14 protein-coding genes are annotated in these 15,406 nt (G+C 73.6%); 3 read left to right on the plus strand and 11 right to left on the minus strand.

Annotated features, from left to right (window positions below; translation table 11 throughout):
- Positions 1–3: 3 nt before the first annotated feature.
- The 10 genes from murC to MUE36_15450 form a co-directional block, all read right to left on the minus strand.
- On the minus strand, positions 4–1,485 hold the full coding sequence (gene murC, locus MUE36_15405) for a UDP-N-acetylmuramate--L-alanine ligase (protein ID MCU0312318.1): 1,482 nt from the start codon (positions 1,483–1,485) through the stop codon (positions 4–6).
- A complete protein-coding gene (locus MUE36_15410) occupies positions 1,475–2,602 on the minus strand; it encodes a UDP-N-acetylglucosamine--N-acetylmuramyl-(pentapeptide) pyrophosphoryl-undecaprenol N-acetylglucosamine transferase (protein MCU0312319.1) in 1,128 nt (375 codons plus the stop codon). The genes murC and MUE36_15410 overlap by 11 nt, the downstream gene beginning before the upstream one ends.
- Entirely contained in the window at positions 2,602–3,771 is a 1,170-nt protein-coding gene (gene ftsW, locus MUE36_15415; GenBank protein MCU0312320.1) for a putative lipid II flippase FtsW, read from the minus strand. The genes MUE36_15410 and ftsW overlap by 1 nt, the downstream gene beginning before the upstream one ends.
- Complete coding sequence (murD, locus tag MUE36_15420) at positions 3,768–5,162, minus strand: UDP-N-acetylmuramoyl-L-alanine--D-glutamate ligase (protein ID MCU0312321.1); 1,395 nt, start codon at positions 5,160–5,162, stop codon at positions 3,768–3,770. Before murD ends, ftsW begins: the two co-directional genes overlap by 4 nt.
- Positions 5,162–6,196 (minus strand): phospho-N-acetylmuramoyl-pentapeptide-transferase, encoded by a 1,035-nt coding sequence (gene mraY / locus MUE36_15425; GenBank protein ID MCU0312322.1) that lies wholly within the window; start codon positions 6,194–6,196, stop codon positions 5,162–5,164. Before mraY ends, murD begins: the two co-directional genes overlap by 1 nt.
- Positions 6,193–7,623, minus strand: coding sequence for a UDP-N-acetylmuramoyl-L-alanyl-D-glutamate--2,6-diaminopimelate ligase (locus MUE36_15430; protein ID MCU0312323.1), 1,431 nt, complete (start codon positions 7,621–7,623; stop codon positions 6,193–6,195). The genes mraY and MUE36_15430 overlap by 4 nt, the downstream gene beginning before the upstream one ends.
- A 2-nt stretch (positions 7,624–7,625) precedes the next feature.
- The gene (locus MUE36_15435; protein MCU0312324.1) at positions 7,626–9,572 is read right to left on the minus strand and encodes a penicillin-binding protein 2; all 1,947 of its coding nucleotides are present in this window, start codon (positions 9,570–9,572) and stop codon (positions 7,626–7,628) included.
- A gap of 353 nt (positions 9,573–9,925) precedes the next feature.
- Complete coding sequence (locus tag MUE36_15440) at positions 9,926–10,501, minus strand: cell division protein FtsL (protein MCU0312325.1); 576 nt, start codon at positions 10,499–10,501, stop codon at positions 9,926–9,928.
- A complete protein-coding gene (gene rsmH, locus MUE36_15445) occupies positions 10,498–11,451 on the minus strand; it encodes a 16S rRNA (cytosine(1402)-N(4))-methyltransferase RsmH (protein ID MCU0312326.1) in 954 nt (317 codons plus the stop codon). Before rsmH ends, MUE36_15440 begins: the two co-directional genes overlap by 4 nt.
- Before the next feature lie 251 nt (positions 11,452–11,702).
- Entirely contained in the window at positions 11,703–12,125 is a 423-nt protein-coding gene (locus MUE36_15450; GenBank protein ID MCU0312327.1) for a hypothetical protein, read from the minus strand.
- Between the two features lie 182 nt (positions 12,126–12,307).
- Between MUE36_15450 and MUE36_15455 the strand changes: the two genes are divergently transcribed.
- From MUE36_15455 to MUE36_15465, 3 genes are read left to right on the plus strand one after another with little or no spacing between them, the layout of a single operon-like run.
- Entirely contained in the window at positions 12,308–13,645 is a 1,338-nt protein-coding gene (locus tag MUE36_15455) for a TrkH family potassium uptake protein (GenBank protein MCU0312328.1), read from the plus strand.
- Positions 13,638–14,345, plus strand: coding sequence for a TrkA family potassium uptake protein (locus MUE36_15460; GenBank protein ID MCU0312329.1), 708 nt, complete (start codon positions 13,638–13,640; stop codon positions 14,343–14,345). The genes MUE36_15455 and MUE36_15460 overlap by 8 nt, the downstream gene beginning before the upstream one ends.
- A gap of 45 nt (positions 14,346–14,390) precedes the next feature.
- Positions 14,391–14,807: a hypothetical protein gene (locus tag MUE36_15465; protein ID MCU0312330.1), complete on the plus strand. Its 417-nt coding sequence runs from the start codon at positions 14,391–14,393 to the stop codon at positions 14,805–14,807.
- Here MUE36_15465 and MUE36_15470 read toward each other — a convergent pair.
- On the minus strand, positions 14,804–15,406 hold a 603-nt coding region (locus MUE36_15470), incomplete at its 5' end, for a hypothetical protein (GenBank protein ID MCU0312331.1). The genes MUE36_15465 and MUE36_15470 overlap by 4 nt on opposite strands.

The following is a 15,406-nucleotide window of genomic DNA, read 5'->3' on the forward strand; positions in this document are numbered from 1 at the left end:
GGGTCACGATGACGGAGGGCCGGCGTCGGCGAGCAGGTCGATCACGTCGTCGGGCACGACCGTGAGGTCACCGGCGCCCAGCGTCAGGCACAGGTCACCGGGGCGGAGCCGCCCGGCGAGGTACTCCACGAGCTCCGCTCGACGGGGGAGGTAGGCCACCGCCCGGAAGGGGTGAGTGTCGAGCACGGCGTCCACGATCAGTTTGCCGCTGATCCCGGGCCGGGGTGTCTCGCCCGAGGGGTAGACGTCGGTGACGACCACTGCGTCGGCATCGGCGAAGGCGTCCCCGAAGTCCTGCCACAGCGCGGCGGTGCGGCTGTAGCGATGCGGTTGGAAGACGGCGACGACCCGCCCCCACCCCCCGTCCCGGCCGGCCTCCACCGCCGCGGTGACCTCGGTGGGGAGGTGGGCGTAGTCGTCGACGAAGGTCACGCCTCCCGCCTCACCCCGGAACTGGAAGCGGCGCGCCACGCCCGCGAACCGCCCGAGGGCGGCGGTGACCGCGGCGAAGTCCACGCCGAGCTCGGTGGCCATCGCCACCGCTGCGCAGGCGTTGCGGGCGTTGTGGGCGCCCGGCACCGGGAGGTGCACCTCCCCGAGGTCGACATCGCGGTGCACGACGGAGAACCGGACGCCGCCCCGCCCGCTGCGCAGCCGCTCGAGGCGGTAGTCGGCGTCCGGCGCCGTGCCGTAGCTGACGGCCCCTGCGACCCGCCCGAGGTCGGCGGCGACGGGATCGTCGGCGCAGACCACACGCGGACCGGGCGTCCCCTCGAGGAAGTCGGCGAAGGCCCGATGGAGAGCCTCCACCGACCCGTGGAACTCGAGGTGATCGGGCTCGACGTTGGTCACGATCGCCCCGTGGCGGGGCAGCGCGAACCCGGAGCCGTCGCTCTCGTCCGCCTCGATGACGAACCAGTCGCCACGATCCCAGGCCGCACCGGACCCGATCTCGTTGACGTCGCCGCCGATGATGAACGAGGGGTGGGCCCCGGCCTCGACGAGCACGAGGGCCAGCATCGAGGACGTGGTGGTCTTGCCGTGGGTGCCGGCGACCGCGAGCGCCCGCCGGGTCGCGGCGATCGCGGCGAGCAGCTCGGCCCGGCGAACGACGGGGATGCCGGACGCCTCCGCAGCGCGGACCTCGAGGTTGTGGGGCGGGATGGCCGTCGAGATCGCCACGAAGTCGACGCCCTCGGGGAGGTTGGCGGCGGCGTGGCCGACGGTGACATCGACGCCGAGGGCCCGGAGTCGCTCCAGCCCTGTGGACGCCTTGAGGTCGCTCCCCGAGACGGTGTGGCCCATCGCCACGAGGACCTCGGCGATGGCGCTCATCCCTGCGCCGCCGACGCCGATGACGTGCACGACCTGCGGTCGGGAGAGGTCGAGGCGCGACGCCGCCTCGGCGATGGCGGCGGCGGCGATCGTCGCCGGCGCCTCGGGTCGGTCGACGCCCCCGACGGGGCGAGGGGGATCAGCGGGCACGGACGGCGTGCTCCTCCACGAGGTCGGCCACCCGTTCGGCGGCGTCGGGTCGGGCCAGGCTACGGGCGGCGGCCCCCATGTCGGCCAGGCGTGACGGCTCGTCGATCAGGGGGGTCACCTCGGCGAGGAGGCGTGGCCCGTCGAGCTCGGCGTCGGGCACGAGCACGGCCCCCCCCGCCCGGACGAGCGGGCGGGCGTTGGCGGTCTGGTGGTCCCGGGGCGCGGCGGGGAAGGGGACGAGCACGGAGGCGAGACCCACGTCGGCCAGCTCGGCGACCGTCGTGCCCCCTGACCGACCGATGAGCAGGTCGCTGGCGGTGAGCACGAGGTCCATCCGGTCCTCGTAGCGGATCCGTTGATAGGTCAGGCCGGCGAGCTCGGGCGGAGGGCCCATCGCATCGAAGTCCCGGGTGCCCACGACGTGGCGGAGGGCGAGGTCGCCCCGGCCGGCCCAGGCGGGCAGGGCCTCGAGCACGGCGGCGTTGACCCGGGTCGAGCCGAGCGAGCCGGTCACGACCGAGACGACGGTGGCGTCGAGGGGCAGGCCGAGCGCGCGGCGGGCGTCGTCGCGACCGCCGACGCGATCGACGGCCAGCACTTCGGGCCGGACGGGGTTCCCGGTGACGACCTTGCGGGGGAGGTCGGTCTCGGGGAAGGGCACCGCACAGGCCCGGGCGAAGCGGCCGGCCAGACGGTTCGCGGCGCCGGCGCGGGCGTTCTGCTCGGTGACCACGACCGGGACCCGCCAGAGCCAGGCTCCGACGACACAGGCCACGCTGGCGTACCCGCCGAGGGTGAGCACGACCGCCGGCCGCAGGCGGCGCACGAGGAACACGGCCTGCCAGACCGCCCGCAGGAGGCCCCACGCCGCGCCGACGTTGGCAAGGGTGACCTGCCGTCGGATCCCCCGCCCGGGCAGCAGCGTCGCCCCGAACCCGGCTTCGGGGACGAGGCGCGCCTCGAGGCCCCGGGCGCTCCCCACGAAGTGGATGCTCCCTGTGTCGTGGCCCCGTGCCACCAGCGCCCGGGCCACTGCCAACCCGGGCAGCACGTGACCGGCCGTGCCGCCACCGGCGATGACGGCCCAACAGCCCGAGGCCGGCGACCGGCCTCCCATCACCGGCCCTGTCGGGCGATGTTCAAGAGGAGCCCTGCGGCGATCATGGTGAACAACAACGACGATCCGCCCGCCGACACGTAGGGCAGCGGCACACCGGTGATCGGGAGCACCCCGACCACCGCGCCGATGTTCACGAAGGCCTGCACGAGGATCCAGGCGGTGACGCCGGTGGCGACGAGCATCCCGAAACGGTCGGGGGCCCGCAGCGCGGTGCGCACCCCGAGCAGCCCGAACGCGACCAGGAGCCCGACCACTGCGAGCGCGCCGATGAGGCCGAGCTCTTCGCCGATGATGGCGTAGATGAAGTCCGTGTGGGCCTCGGGGAGGAACCCCCACTTGGCCCGGCCCTCGCCGAGCCCCGTGCCGAAGAGGCCGCCGTTGGCGAGGCCGGTCTGGCTCTGGACGGTCTGGAAGCCGGTGTTCAACGGGTCGGCCCACGGGTCCACGAAGGCCATCAACCGGCGGAAGCGGTACGGCTCCACCAACGCCAGCCCCACTGCTCCCGCGCTCAGGATCCCCACCGTCACACCGAGCGGGCGCAGCGGCGTGCCGGCCACGAAGAGCATGGCGAGCACGATGGCGCCGAGGATGATGGTCGTGCCGAGGTTCGGCTGCAGGAGGAACAGCACGGCGACGACGGCGAAGACCACCATCACCGGCTGGAGGCCGAGACGCCAGTCCCGGACCCGGTCGCCACGGCGGGCGAGGAGGTCGGCCACGAAGAGCACGACGGTGAGCTTGGCCATCTCCGAGGGCTGGATCCGCAGCTGCCCGAAGCCCAACCAGCGGGACGCGCCGTTGACGCTCACCCCCAGCCCGGGGACGAGGACGAGGACCAGCAGGCCGAGGGACACGAGCAGGAGCGGCGTGGTGATCCGCCGCCAACGGCGGTAGTCGACCCGCAGGGTGACGAGGAGGGCCACCGAGCCGAGCGCCAGCCAGATGAACTGGCGTTGGAACTGGTACCAGGGGCTGCCGTACTCGTAGAGCGCGGTGACCGCCGAGGCCGACAGCACCATGACCAGGCCGATGAGGTTCAGTACGACGACGATCGCGAAGAGCCAGGCGAAGGTGCCCCGGGTCTTCGGGGTCGCCTCGGGGGCGGCGGCCCGCGCGGTTCCGGTGCGGGACCGGGTCCGGCGAGGCGCTCGCAACGGGACCGTCACGACCCCTCGATCCCCGCACGGAGGCGCTGCACCTCGAGGGCGAACGCGTCGCCCCGTTCGGCGTAGGACCCGAACCAGTCGAACGACGTGCAGCCCGGCGACAGCACGACGACGTCGCCGGGGGCGACGAGCCGGGCGGCGGACGCGACGGCGTCGGCCATGTCGGTCCGCACCGTCACGACGGGGACCTTCCCGGCGAAGGCCACGGCGACCTCGTCGGCGCTCTCGCCGATGGCGACCACGGCCCGCACCGGTGGCACGGCGGACCCCAGCGGGGTGAGGTCGAGCCCCTTGTTGCGACCCCCGGCGAGGAGGACCACCGAGTCGAACCCGGCCAGCGCGGCCAGCGCGGCGTGGGGTGTCGTGGCCTTCGAGTCGTCGTACCACCGGACGCCGGTCGCCTCGCCGACGAGCTCGACGCGGTGGGGCAGGCCCGGGAAGGTGCGCAGCACGTGGCGCACCGCCTCGACGTCGGCGCCGGCGGCCATCGCGGTGACCGACGCGGCGAGGGCGTTGGCCAGGTCGTGCGGCGCGGCGCGTGGCAGGTCGGCGACCGGGACCAGTGCCTCGCCATCCGGTGCGACGAGCACGCCGTCCACGACCGTGGCGTCGGGCGAGCCGGTGCCGGGCCCGGGGGCCCCGGGTCCGGCGCCGAGGCCGAAGGTGACGACGCGGCCCGATCCGGGTCGGTGGCGGGCGACGGTGCGGTCGTCGGCGTTCACGACGGCGACCGCCTCCGGCCCGAGGTCGGCCCAGATGCGGGCCTTGGCGGCCTCGTAGGCCTCGAGGGACGCGTGGACGTCGAGGTGGTCCGGCGCGAAGTTGAGCCAGGTCGCGACCGCCGGACGGAACCGGTGGGTGTGGCCGAGGCGGAACGAGGAGGCCTCCACCACGAAGACCTGCGTCGCCGGGTCGTCGAGCGCCTCGACGAGCGGGACGTCGGTGTTGCCGCACGCCGCGGTGGCGATGCCCGAGCCGTCGAGCATCGCCGCCACCATGGTGGTGACCGTGGTCTTGCCGTCGGTACCGGTGATGGCGACGATCGGCCGGTCGTCCCAGCGGGCGGCGAGGTCGAACTCGGAGCGGACGGGCACGCCCCGACGGGCGGCGAGCGCGAAGACGGGATGGCGGTCGGGCACGCCGGGGCTCGGCACGACGACGTCGACCGATGCCAGTGCCGCGTCGAGCTCGGCGTCGGCCGGTTCCACCAACAGGTCCACGGCGAGGGATCGTGCCGCAGCCGACGTGGCCTCGGTGGGATGGTCGTCGACGATCACCACGTCGACCCCCCGGCGGAGCAGGGCGCTGGTGACCGCCCGTCCCGTGACCCCCAGGCCGAGAACGAGGACCCTCCGCAGCTCGGCAGGGTCGGGGGGCGGGTCCGGGGCCATCAGTCGATCGTCCCGGGCAGGCGGACGAAGTCGGCGTAGTAGAGGCCCAGGGCGAGGGCGGTGAAGAGCCCGGCGACGATCCACAGCCGGATGATCACCGTGGTCTCCGGCCAACCCCCGAGCTCGAAGTGGTGGTGCAACGGGGCCATCCGGAACACGCGCCGACCGAGGAGGCGGAAGCTGCCGACCTGGAGGATGACCGACACCGTCTCCATCACGAAGAGGCCCCCGATGATCGGGAGCAGCAGCGCCGTGTTGGTCGACAGGGCGAGAGCGGCCAGACCCGCCCCTATGGCGAGCGAACCGGTGTCACCCATGAAGATCTTCGCCGGCGCAGCGTTCCACCACAGGAACCCGGCGCAGGCGCCGAGCATCGACGCCGCCACCACTGCCGTGTCGAGGAAGCTCTCGTCGCTGTAGACCTCGATGTGGCGGAAGCCCCAGAAGGCGATGACGGTGTAGGCGGCGAAGGCGAAGATGGCCGACCCGGCAGCCAGCCCGTCGAGGCCGTCGGTGAGGTTGACGGCGTTGGTGGTGGCGAGGATCAACAACACCGCGAAGACGGCCCACCCGACGGAGCCGATCTCGATGCCGGGGAAGTCGAACCGGGAGAACGAGATCGTCGTCTTGACGTTCGTGAAGACCAGCATCGACACCGCGAACCCGACGGCCACGGTGAGCAGGCCGATCATCTTGGCCCGCTTGTTGAGGCCCAGGTTGCGCTCGCGGAAGACCTTGAGGCCGTCGTCGACGAGCCCGACCACCCCGGCGAGCACGATCGCCGCCATGCACAGCAGCCCGCGACGCGTGTAGACGGCTCCCGAGAGATCGCTGATGAACCACGCCGACGCCGCCGCGACGACGATGGCCACCCCGCCCATCGTCGGGGTGCCGGCCTTGGTGATGTGACCCTCCGGGCCGTCCTCGCGGATGGGCTGACCGATGTGCCGACGTTCGAGGGCGCCGATGAGCAGCCAGGTGCCGAGCAGCGACACCGCCAGCGAGACCCCGGCGGCGACGAGGAGCCGGATCATGCGCCCCACCCCGCGTCGGCCAGCACCTCGAGGGCCACCGCCCGGTCGTCGAACGGCTGCACGACCCCGCCCAGGTCCTGGGTGCGCTCGTGGCCCTTGCCGGCCACGAGGACGACGTCCCCCGCCGCTGCACCCCGGATGGCGGCGGCGATCGCGAGGCGCCGATCCGGCTCCACGACGAGCTCCGCGGAGCGTCGGGGATGTGCGCGCTCGTAGCCGTCGACGATGGCGTCGATGATCGCCCCGGTGGGCTCGCCCCGGGAGTTGTCGGAGGTGACGACCACGCGGTCCGCACCCCGGGCGGCCACCTCGCCCATCGAGGGGCGCTTGTCGGGATCGCGTTCGCCGCCGCACCCGAACACGACCGTCACCGCCCCACGAGCGGTGCCGTCGCCCCCGAGCGACGACGCCGCCTCGAGGAGGCCCGCCAGCCCGTCCGGGGTGTGCGCGAAGTCGACCACGACGGCGAACGGCTGTCCGGCTTCGACCGGCTCGAACCGCCCCGGGAGGGACACCGGGCGCGACAGACCGGTCGCCACCACGTCGTCCGCGACGCCGAGCACGGATGCCGTCGCGGCGGCCGCGAGGGCGTTGGCGACGTTGAACGCACCCCCGAGGGGGAGCACGACGCGCCGACCCCGCCAGCGCAGGTCCGAGCTCGACGCCCCGAGACGATCGATCTCGACGTCGGTGACGGTGAAGCCCTCGGTGGGGACCAGTGCGGCGTCGAGGAGGAGCCGACCGTACGGGCTGTCGAGGTTGACCACGGCGCGATCCACGAACTCCGGAGTGAACAGGCGAGCCTTCGCCTGGAAGTAGGCCTCCATCGTGCCGTGGAAGTCGAGATGGTCGTGACCGAGGTTGGTGAACACCCCGACACGGAAGCGGGTGCCGTCCACCCGGTGGAGGCTCAACGCGTGCGACGAGACCTCCATCGCCACCGCCTCGACCCCCTCGTCGCGCCATCCGGCCATGCGCCGCTGGAGATCGGGCGCCTCGGGGGTGGTCCGCGCGCCCGAGAGGGTCCCGAGCACCTCGCTGCGCATCCCGGCCTCGGTGAGGACGTTGGACAGGAGGTGGGTGGTGGTGGTCTTGCCGTTCGTGCCGGTGACCCCCACCACCAGGAGGTCGGCCGACGGGTGGCCGTGGACGGCGGCGGCCACTGCCGCGGTGGCGATGCGCGTGTCCTCCACGACGACCTGGGCGACGTCGAACGGGAGAGGCCGTTCGACCAGGAGTGCGCTGGCGCCGGCCGCGACCGCCTCACCGGCGAAGTCGTGCCCGTCGCGCTCCGCGCCGACGACGCAGCAGAAGAGCCAGCCCGGCCGGACCTGCCGGGAGTCGAGCGTCAGGTCCTCGACGCCGACGGCCTGGTCGCCACGAGTGCCGCGGGCCGGGACCTCGGCCACGGCCTCGGCCAGCCGCACCGTCAGTGCCCTGCGTCGTCGGTCGCCGAACCGTGGGGCACCACGGCCGGGGGCGGCGGCGGGGTACCGGTCGGGAGCGCCCGGACACGACCGTCGTCGCCGATGAAGGTGACGCCGCCCGGCGATGCGCCCGAGACGTCCCTCCCGTCGACCGTCGTGCCGCCGTTGGCGGCGTCGGTGGCGGCCGGCGCGACACCGAGACGGCGCAGCGCGAAGCTCCCCAGCCGCGAGAACACCGGGGCCGCGGTGGCCCCACCGGTGTAGCGCCCGCCCCTGGGCTCGTCGATCATCACGTAGACGGAGAGGGCGGGCTGCTCGGCGGGCACGAAGCCGACGAAGGTCGACTGGTACTGGCGGACCCCGTTCTCGTCGAGGTACCCGCCGCCCGGCTGGCGCTTCCACGCCGTGCCGGTCTTGCCCGCCGTGTCGTAGCCGGGGATGGCGGCGAGCTGGCCGGTGCCGGTGCTGACGACGTTGCGGAGCATCAGGTTGGTGGCCGACGCCGACGTCTCGCTGAGGACGGTCCGGCCGGTGGAGGGCAGGGTGGGGTGCACGACGCCGTCGGGGTCGGTCGTGGAGGCCACGAGGCGGGGGGCGACGTACTGCCCGCCGTTGGCGACGACGTTGTAGGCGAGCAGCATCTGCAGCGGCGACACGGCGACGCCCTGGCCGATGGCGATCGTGGCCAGCGACGTGCCCGACCACTCCGAGGTCGGAAGGAGTGCCCCTGACGACTCGTTGGGGAAGTCGAGACCGGTGGGGGCGGCGAACCCGAAGGAGGTCAGGGCGTCGTGGAGCCGTTCCTTGCCGATCTGCTGGCCGATCTTGATGGTGCCGACGTTCGAGGAGTTGGTCAGGATCTCGTTGACGTCCCAGCGCAGCGCCGGCCGGGGCTCGGCCTCCTGGAACTCGGCGTCGGCCACCTTCAGCGTCGGGGGCAGGTCGAACTCGGTTGATGGGCTCACGAGCCCGTCCTCGAGCGCGGTGCTGATCGTGACCATCTTCATGACCGAGCCGGGCTCGTACTGTGTGGTGAGGGCGGCGTTGTTGGTGCCGACGACGATCTCGTCGGTCTCCTGGTCACGCACCACGTTGGCCATGGCGAGGATCTCCCCGGTCCCCGGCACGGTGACGACGGCGATGCCGCCCTGGGCCTCGGTCTCGCCGACCTGCTCGGCGAGGAGGCGCTCCGCCTCGAACTGGATCGCCCGGTCGATGGTGAGGGTCAGGTCGGATCCGGCGACGGCGGGGACGAGGTTGTGGTCCCCGACGGCGATGGTCCGCCCCGAGGGGCTGCGTTCGAGGCTCAGCTCGCCGGGCGTGCCGGTGAGCACGTCGCCGTACTGCTCCTCGAGCCCGGAGATCCCGGTGTTGTCGGCGTCGACCGTGCCGAGCAGCGAGCGGCCGGACTCGCCGGCGGGCAGGAACCGCCGGCTCTCGTCGAGGAGCGCGACGCCGGGCAGGCCGAGGGCGGCCACCCGGTCGGCCACCTCGAGGGGGACCTTCCGGGCGAGGTAGGCGAACCGCCCCTCCCCCGCCATCGCGGCGGTCACCTCGGCCACGTCGAGACCGAGGAGGGGTGCGACCTGGGCGGCTTCGGCGGCGGGCTCGGTGACGAGGGCCGGGTCGACGAAGACCGACTTGACCGGTTCGGAGATGGCCAGCTCGTCGCCGTTGCGGTCGAGGATGGAGCCCCGCTCGGCGGCGAGGGTGGTGGTGCCGACGCGTTGGGCCTCCCCCCACGCCCGGTGACGATCAGGGTTCAGGACCTGGAGGTCGACCACCTTCGAGGCCACCACTGCGAACAGGACCCCCATCACCACGAGCACCGCGATGAGGCGCTTGCGGTGGTCGGCGGGGGGCCCGACAGGGACGTCACGGGGGCGGCCCGGCCCGCCCGGCGGAGGAACCGGGCGGAGGCTGCGGACGAGACGGCCGCCGAGGGCCACGCCCTGGCGTCCCGCCTCGACGGTCCCGGCACCGAGGCGTCGGGCGGTCGACTCCTCGGTCGGGGTCGGAGCCTCGCTCCTCCGGCGGGTCGGGGTCGGAGCCTCGCTCCTCCGGCGGGTCGGGGTCGGAGCCTCGCTCCTCCGGCGGGTCGGGGTCGGTCGGTCGCTCCGGGTCGAGGGCGGCGCGGACCGGGCCGCTCGACGCGGTGCTCGTGCGGGCGGCTCCCGTCGGCTCTCCCGGGTCGGGGCCCGTCCGCTGGAGGGACGCCGGCGGGTGCCGACGACGGCCGGGTCGTTCCAGGGGGCGTGCCTCGTCGGCGACTCGGGCGGCGCGGCGGTCAGCGGGGGCGGCGTCACCGGTCCGTCCCGGCGGCGTCCCGGTCCTCTTCGGCGGTGGCCGCGACGTCCCCGGGGTCCGACTCGACGCCGTTCGCCTCGGCGCCACCGGCGGGATCCTCACCGTCGCCGGCGTCCTCCCCGGCGTCCGCGGCGACCTCGGGCGCGATGGAGGAGGGCTCGGGGACCACGGCGGCGCGAGCGTCGTCGTCGGGGGCGGGGATGAGGTAGCCCACACCGGGGGGCGACAGCATCCCGAGGCGCTCGGTCGCCTCGGCGGTGATGCGCTGCGGGCTCTGCAGGAGCGCCAGGCGGTTCTCGAGCTGCTGGGCCTCCTCCGTGGCGGCGACGATGCTGCGGTCGAGCTCGTCGATGCGCTTCTGGGACGAGACGATGAGGGTCTGGAACCCGGCGACCGCGAAGAGGGCCACGAAGAGCACGACACCGGCGACCGATCCGACCTGCCAGCTCCTCCGGCGGCGCCGCTGGGCGACGACGGCGAGAGCCGGACCGGCGTCGCCGCGGCGACCGGTCGCCGGCGCCTCCGCCGGTGACGCGGGGCGCAGGGCGCGAGCGGTCGACGCCGGGCTCACCGCTCCTCCGGATCGAGCTTCTCCGCCGCCCGCAGACGGGCGCTCTCCGCTCGTGGGTTCGCCGAGACCTCGGCGTCGGTGGGTGTCCACGCGCCACGCTTGAGGAGCCGGACCGACGGCGTGGCGCCGCACGCGCACGGGAGACCGGGGGGGCAGGTGCAGTCGCCGGTGGCCGCCGACCGGAGCCGGGCCTTGACGATCCGGTCCTCACCGGAGTGGTAGGCGAGGACCACGATCCGACCCCCGGGAGCCAGGAGCCCGATCGCCGTGTCCAGGGTGTCGGCGAGGATGGCGAGCTCGTCGTTCACCTCGATGCGGATGGCCTGGAAGGTCCGCTTGGCGGGATGGCCCCCCGTGCGCCGGGCGGGGGCGGGGATGGCGTCGCGCACCAGGTCGGCGAGCTCGGTGGTCGTGGCCACCGGTCGGGCGGCCACGACGGCCCGGGCGATGCGGCGGGCGTAGCGCTCATCGCCGAGGTCGCGCAACACGGCGGCGAGCCGGTCCTCTGGGTAGTCGTTCACCACCTCGGACGCGGTCCGGCGCGACGTCGGGTCCATGCGCATGTCGAGTGGGCCGTCGTGGCGATAGCTGAAGCCCCGTTCCGGTCGGTCGAGCTGGGGCGAGCTCACCCCCAGGTCGAACAGCACACCCACCACCGGTCGGTCGAGCCCGCCGGCCGGCTCGGCGAGGGCGTCGAAGCGAGCCCGGGCGGTGCGGACCCGCCCCCCGAAACGGGCGAGGCGGTCGGTGGCCGCCTCGAGCGCGGAGGGGTCGCGGTCGATGCCCAGCACCCGCAGGTGGGCGTGGGCGTCGAGCAGAGCCTCGGCGTGCCCGCCGCCGCCGAGGGTGGCGTCGATCACCCAGCCGGACGGCACCGGGGCGAGCAGCTCGACGATCTCCTCGGCCATCACCGGGAGGTGGGCGAAGGGGCGCTCGGGGCTGGCGTCCATGGCGGTCCGGGCCGCCGGGCGGCGCCGGCACCGGGTCCGCTCATCGGCAGCCCCTCGGATCACGGTCGCCCGCCGGGATGTCTCCCCGACTGGGCTCGATGGGAAGCGGGCGGAGTAGGGGCCTTCCATCGTGTGATCCGAGAGGCTGCGGGTGAGCGGACCGCGGCATCGACGTGCTCGGGTGTCTCGGCGGGGGGTGTCCTCTCTGGTGGGGGTGGGAGTGGGTCGGGCGGACATGGGTGGGTCGGGGATCAGAGCCCGAGCGAGGTGACCGCCTTGACGAGGCTGTCGTCGGCGGCGGAGGCCTGGTCGTTCCAGCGGTCGACGTTCCACACCTCGATGCGGTCGATGGCCCCGATGAGCACGACGTCGCGTTCGAGGCGGGCGAACTCCCGGAGTCGTTGGGGGATGGTGATCCGGCCCTGGCTGTCGGGCCCGACCTCCGAGGCGTTGGCGGAGAAGGCGCGCATGGCGTCCTGCGGCGCCCGGCCCTCTCGGATGTTGTCGGTGAGTCGTCGCGCCACGTCGGCGAACCCCTCTTCGGTCCAGAGACCGAGGCAGCGATCGAGTTGGGAGAGGAACCCCTTGCTGGCCGTGAGCTGGCTGCGGAAGACCACCGGGAGGACCACGCGGCCCTTGTCATCGAGCGTGTGCTCGAACGTCCCGACGAACATGTCCCAACCCTCTCCACCGGCCCCCACGGAGCCCCACTGCGCCCCACTCTATGCCACTTCACCCCACTGGGCAACCACCCGGACCTTCGGGTCCCCGTCGACGGACGCGGGCGGACGCCGTCGACGGTCCAGGACGACGCCGCATGGCCGATCGCCGTGCCCGCCGCGACTACAAAGGTTCGGTGGCGATACGACGAAAGGCGCTGTCGCCGTCCCGGGTGGTCGTGCTCGCCTTCGCCGCCGCCGTCGCCGTCGGCACACTGTTGTTGATGCTGCCCGTCTCCACCACGTCGGGCCAGATCACGAACCCCGGCGAGGCGCTCTTCACCGCCACCTCCGCGGTCTGCGTGACCGGGCTCATCGTGGTCGACACCGCCACCCACTGGAGCACCTTCGGCCAGGTGGTGATCATGGCGCTCATCCAGGTCGGCGGCTTCGGGATCATGACCCTCTCGTCACTCGTCGCCGTCGCGCTGTCTCGCCGTCTCGGCCTCCGGCAGCGTCTCTTCGCCCAGGCGGAGACGGGCACGATGGACTCCGGGCAGATCCGACGCGTGCTGATCGGCGTCGCCACCTTCAGCCTGCTGTTCGAGGTCCTGGCCACCGTCGTGCTCACCTGGCGGTTCTGGGTGGACGGGGAGGTGAGTCTGGGCCGCGCCGCCTACCTCGGACTGTTCCACGCCGTGTCCAGCTTCAACAACGCCGGCTTCGCCCTCTTCAGCGACAACCTGATCGGCTTCGTGACCGACGGATGGGTGCTCGTCACGATCGGCGCCGCGGTGATCGCCGGCGGGATCGGCTTCCCGGTGTGGCTCGAGCTGCGCGACGCCCTGCTGCGCCCCCGCAGCTGGTCGCTGCACACCAAGCTGACGGTGGGGACGACGGTGCTGCTGCTGGGCGCGGGGACGGTCCTGCTCCTGGCCTGCGAGTGGGGCAACCCTGCCACGATCGGCAACCTGGACACCGGCGACAAGGTGCTCGTCTCCTGGTTCCAGTCCGTGCAGCCGCGCACCGCCGGGTTCAACGCCGTCGACTACGGCCTGATGCGTGAGAGCTCGTGGCTGGTCACCGATGCCCTCATGCTCGTCGGCGGCGGCTCGGCGTCCACCGCGGGCGGCATCAAGGTGACCACGTTCGCCCTCCTCGGCTTCGTCATCTGGGCGGAGGTCCGTGGCGACCCCGACGTCACCGCCTTCGGCCGGCGCATCCCCGGGGCCGCCCAGCGACAGGCCGTGACGCTCGTCCTGCTCGCCGTCGGGGCGGTCATCACCGCCACCTTCGCCCTCGTCCTGCTGGCCGACGTCGCGATCGGCCCCGCTTTGTTCGAGGCGTTGTCGGCCTTCAGCACCGTCGGGCTCAGCACCGGCATCACGCCGGCGCTGGGCACGCCGGCCCAGCTCGTCCTCGTCGCGCTGATGTTCCTGGGGCGGGTGGGGCCCATCACGCTGTTCGCGGCGCTGGTGCTGCGCGAGCATGGCCGCCTCTACCGCTTCCCCCAGGAAAGGCCGATCATTGGCTGAAGGCGCTCCCGGCCGGTGGGGCCGGCGACGGTCGCACCCCGGGCTCGACACCGGCGACCAGGTCCTCGTCATCGGCCTCGGCCGCTTCGGCTCGGCGCTGGCCACGAGCCTCATGGAGCTCGGCCACGAGGTCCTCGGCGTCGACACCGACCCGGTCCTGGTGCAGCGCTACAGCCCGCTGCTCACCCAGGCGATCGAAGCGGACTGCACCGATCCGAACGTGCTGCGCCAGATCGGCGCCGCCGAGTTCCCGTGCGCGGTCGTGGGGATCGGCTCGGGCATCGAATCGAGCGTGCTCACCGTCGCCGCGCTGTCCGACCTCGAGATCCCGAACATCTGGGCGAAGGCCATCACCGAGGCCCACGCCCGGATCCTCGAACGGGTGGGCGCCGACCACGTCATCTCCCCCGAGCGCGAGATGGGCGAGCGCGTCGCCCACCTCGTCACCGGCCGGATGATCGAGTACCTCGAGCTCGATCCCGGCTTCGCGCTGGTCGAGACGACCGCACCGAGCGAGATCGTCGACAAGTCGCTCACCGAGGTCCTCTTCCGGAGCACCTACGGGGTCACCGTGGTGTGCATCAAGCCGGCCGGCGGGGTCTTCACCTACGCCACGCCCGACACCAAGATCGGCGAGGGCGACATCCTCCTCGTGGCCGGGGAGACGGCACGGGCCGAGGCCTTCGCAGCGCGGAGCTGACGGCCGCGCTGCCTCGCACCGGTCCCGGTCGGCAAGGATCGCCCCATGTCGACCCCCACCGAGGACCGACCGCCGATCGACCACGACGTGCACACCGCCGAGCTCCCCCCGCTCCCCCAGCGCGCATCGATGATCCCCGCGAACCGGTGGGTGGAGGCCCCCGACGCCATCCGCCGGCTGGGCGCCGGGATCGGCGTCGACCTGGTCTGCTACATCCGGGGCATCCACGGCTACCTGCTGTGGCGGGCCGGTCGGGCCGCCGGCGAGCCCGCCCGCTACTGCGCGGTCCGGGCCGACGACCTCGACGAGCGGTGGTTCTTCGCCCTCGACGCCGACGGCACAGGACGCGGCGTGGGTCCCGACGGGGTCGAGCACACGCGCTTTCGCAGCTGGAAGGAGTCGCTCCGCGACGCCGGTGTGGATCGGGCGGGCCCGGGCGGCAGCTCCGGGGAGTCGCACTAACCGCCGGGAAGGTGCGCCACGAGCGCGTCGGCGACGACTGCCGCGTCGAGCCCCGCCACCGACGCCGGGACCCGAACCGAACCGGCGACGGAGACGGGATCGGCGCCCGGTGCCACCCTGCGCAGGCCCGGCCCGAGGACGGCGGCGTGGACGACCGGGTCCCAGGCGAGCGGCAGCGACGCCTGCAGGCGGATCGTGGAGCGGGTCCGGCGCTGGGAGAGCCCGACGACCTTGGCCCCGTCGACGGTGACCTCGCCGGGGCCGAGGCCGGCGAAGCACAGCACGGAGGACGCCGCCGTGGTGACCAACGGCCCGTCGTGGACGGCGATGCCGGCGGCCGGCACGCCCACGGCGGCCAACGTCCGCGCCCACGCCCGCCCGAACCACCCGAACGCCTTCCCGACGTCGTCGTCCCAGAGCGGATCGCCCCGGGGGACGAGGGCGTCGACCCACACCACCACCTGCGGGTCGAGCAGCACGGCGCCCCCACCGCTGCGGCGCCGGACGACCGCCACGCCGAGGTCGGCCGCCGCCCGACGGTCGACGTCGTCGTCGGGCTGCACCGAGCCGAGGACGATCGCCGGTCCCGTCACCGTGCA

Source organism: Acidimicrobiales bacterium (assembly GCA_025455885.1).
Taxonomy (GTDB): Bacteria; Actinomycetota; Acidimicrobiia; order Acidimicrobiales; family Acidimicrobilacustridaceae; genus Rhabdothermincola_A.

Coding starts and splice junctions, on each gene's coding strand:
- MUE36_15410 (MCU0312319.1), bottom strand. CDS start 2,602: ATGGGAGGCCGGTCGCCGGCCTCGGGCTGTTGGGCCGTCATCGCCGGT.
- murD (MCU0312321.1), bottom strand. CDS start 5,162: ATGGCCCCGGACCCGCCCCCCGACCCTGCCGAGCTGCGGAGGGTCCTC.
- mraY (MCU0312322.1), bottom strand. CDS start 6,196: ATGATCCGGCTCCTCGTCGCCGCCGGGGTCTCGCTGGCGGTGTCGCTG.
- rsmH (MCU0312326.1), bottom strand. CDS start 11,451: ATGGACGCCAGCCCCGAGCGCCCCTTCGCCCACCTCCCGGTGATGGCC.
- MUE36_15450 (MCU0312327.1), bottom strand. CDS start 12,125: ATGTTCGTCGGGACGTTCGAGCACACGCTCGATGACAAGGGCCGCGTG.
- MUE36_15465 (MCU0312330.1), top strand. CDS start 14,391: ATGTCGACCCCCACCGAGGACCGACCGCCGATCGACCACGACGTGCAC.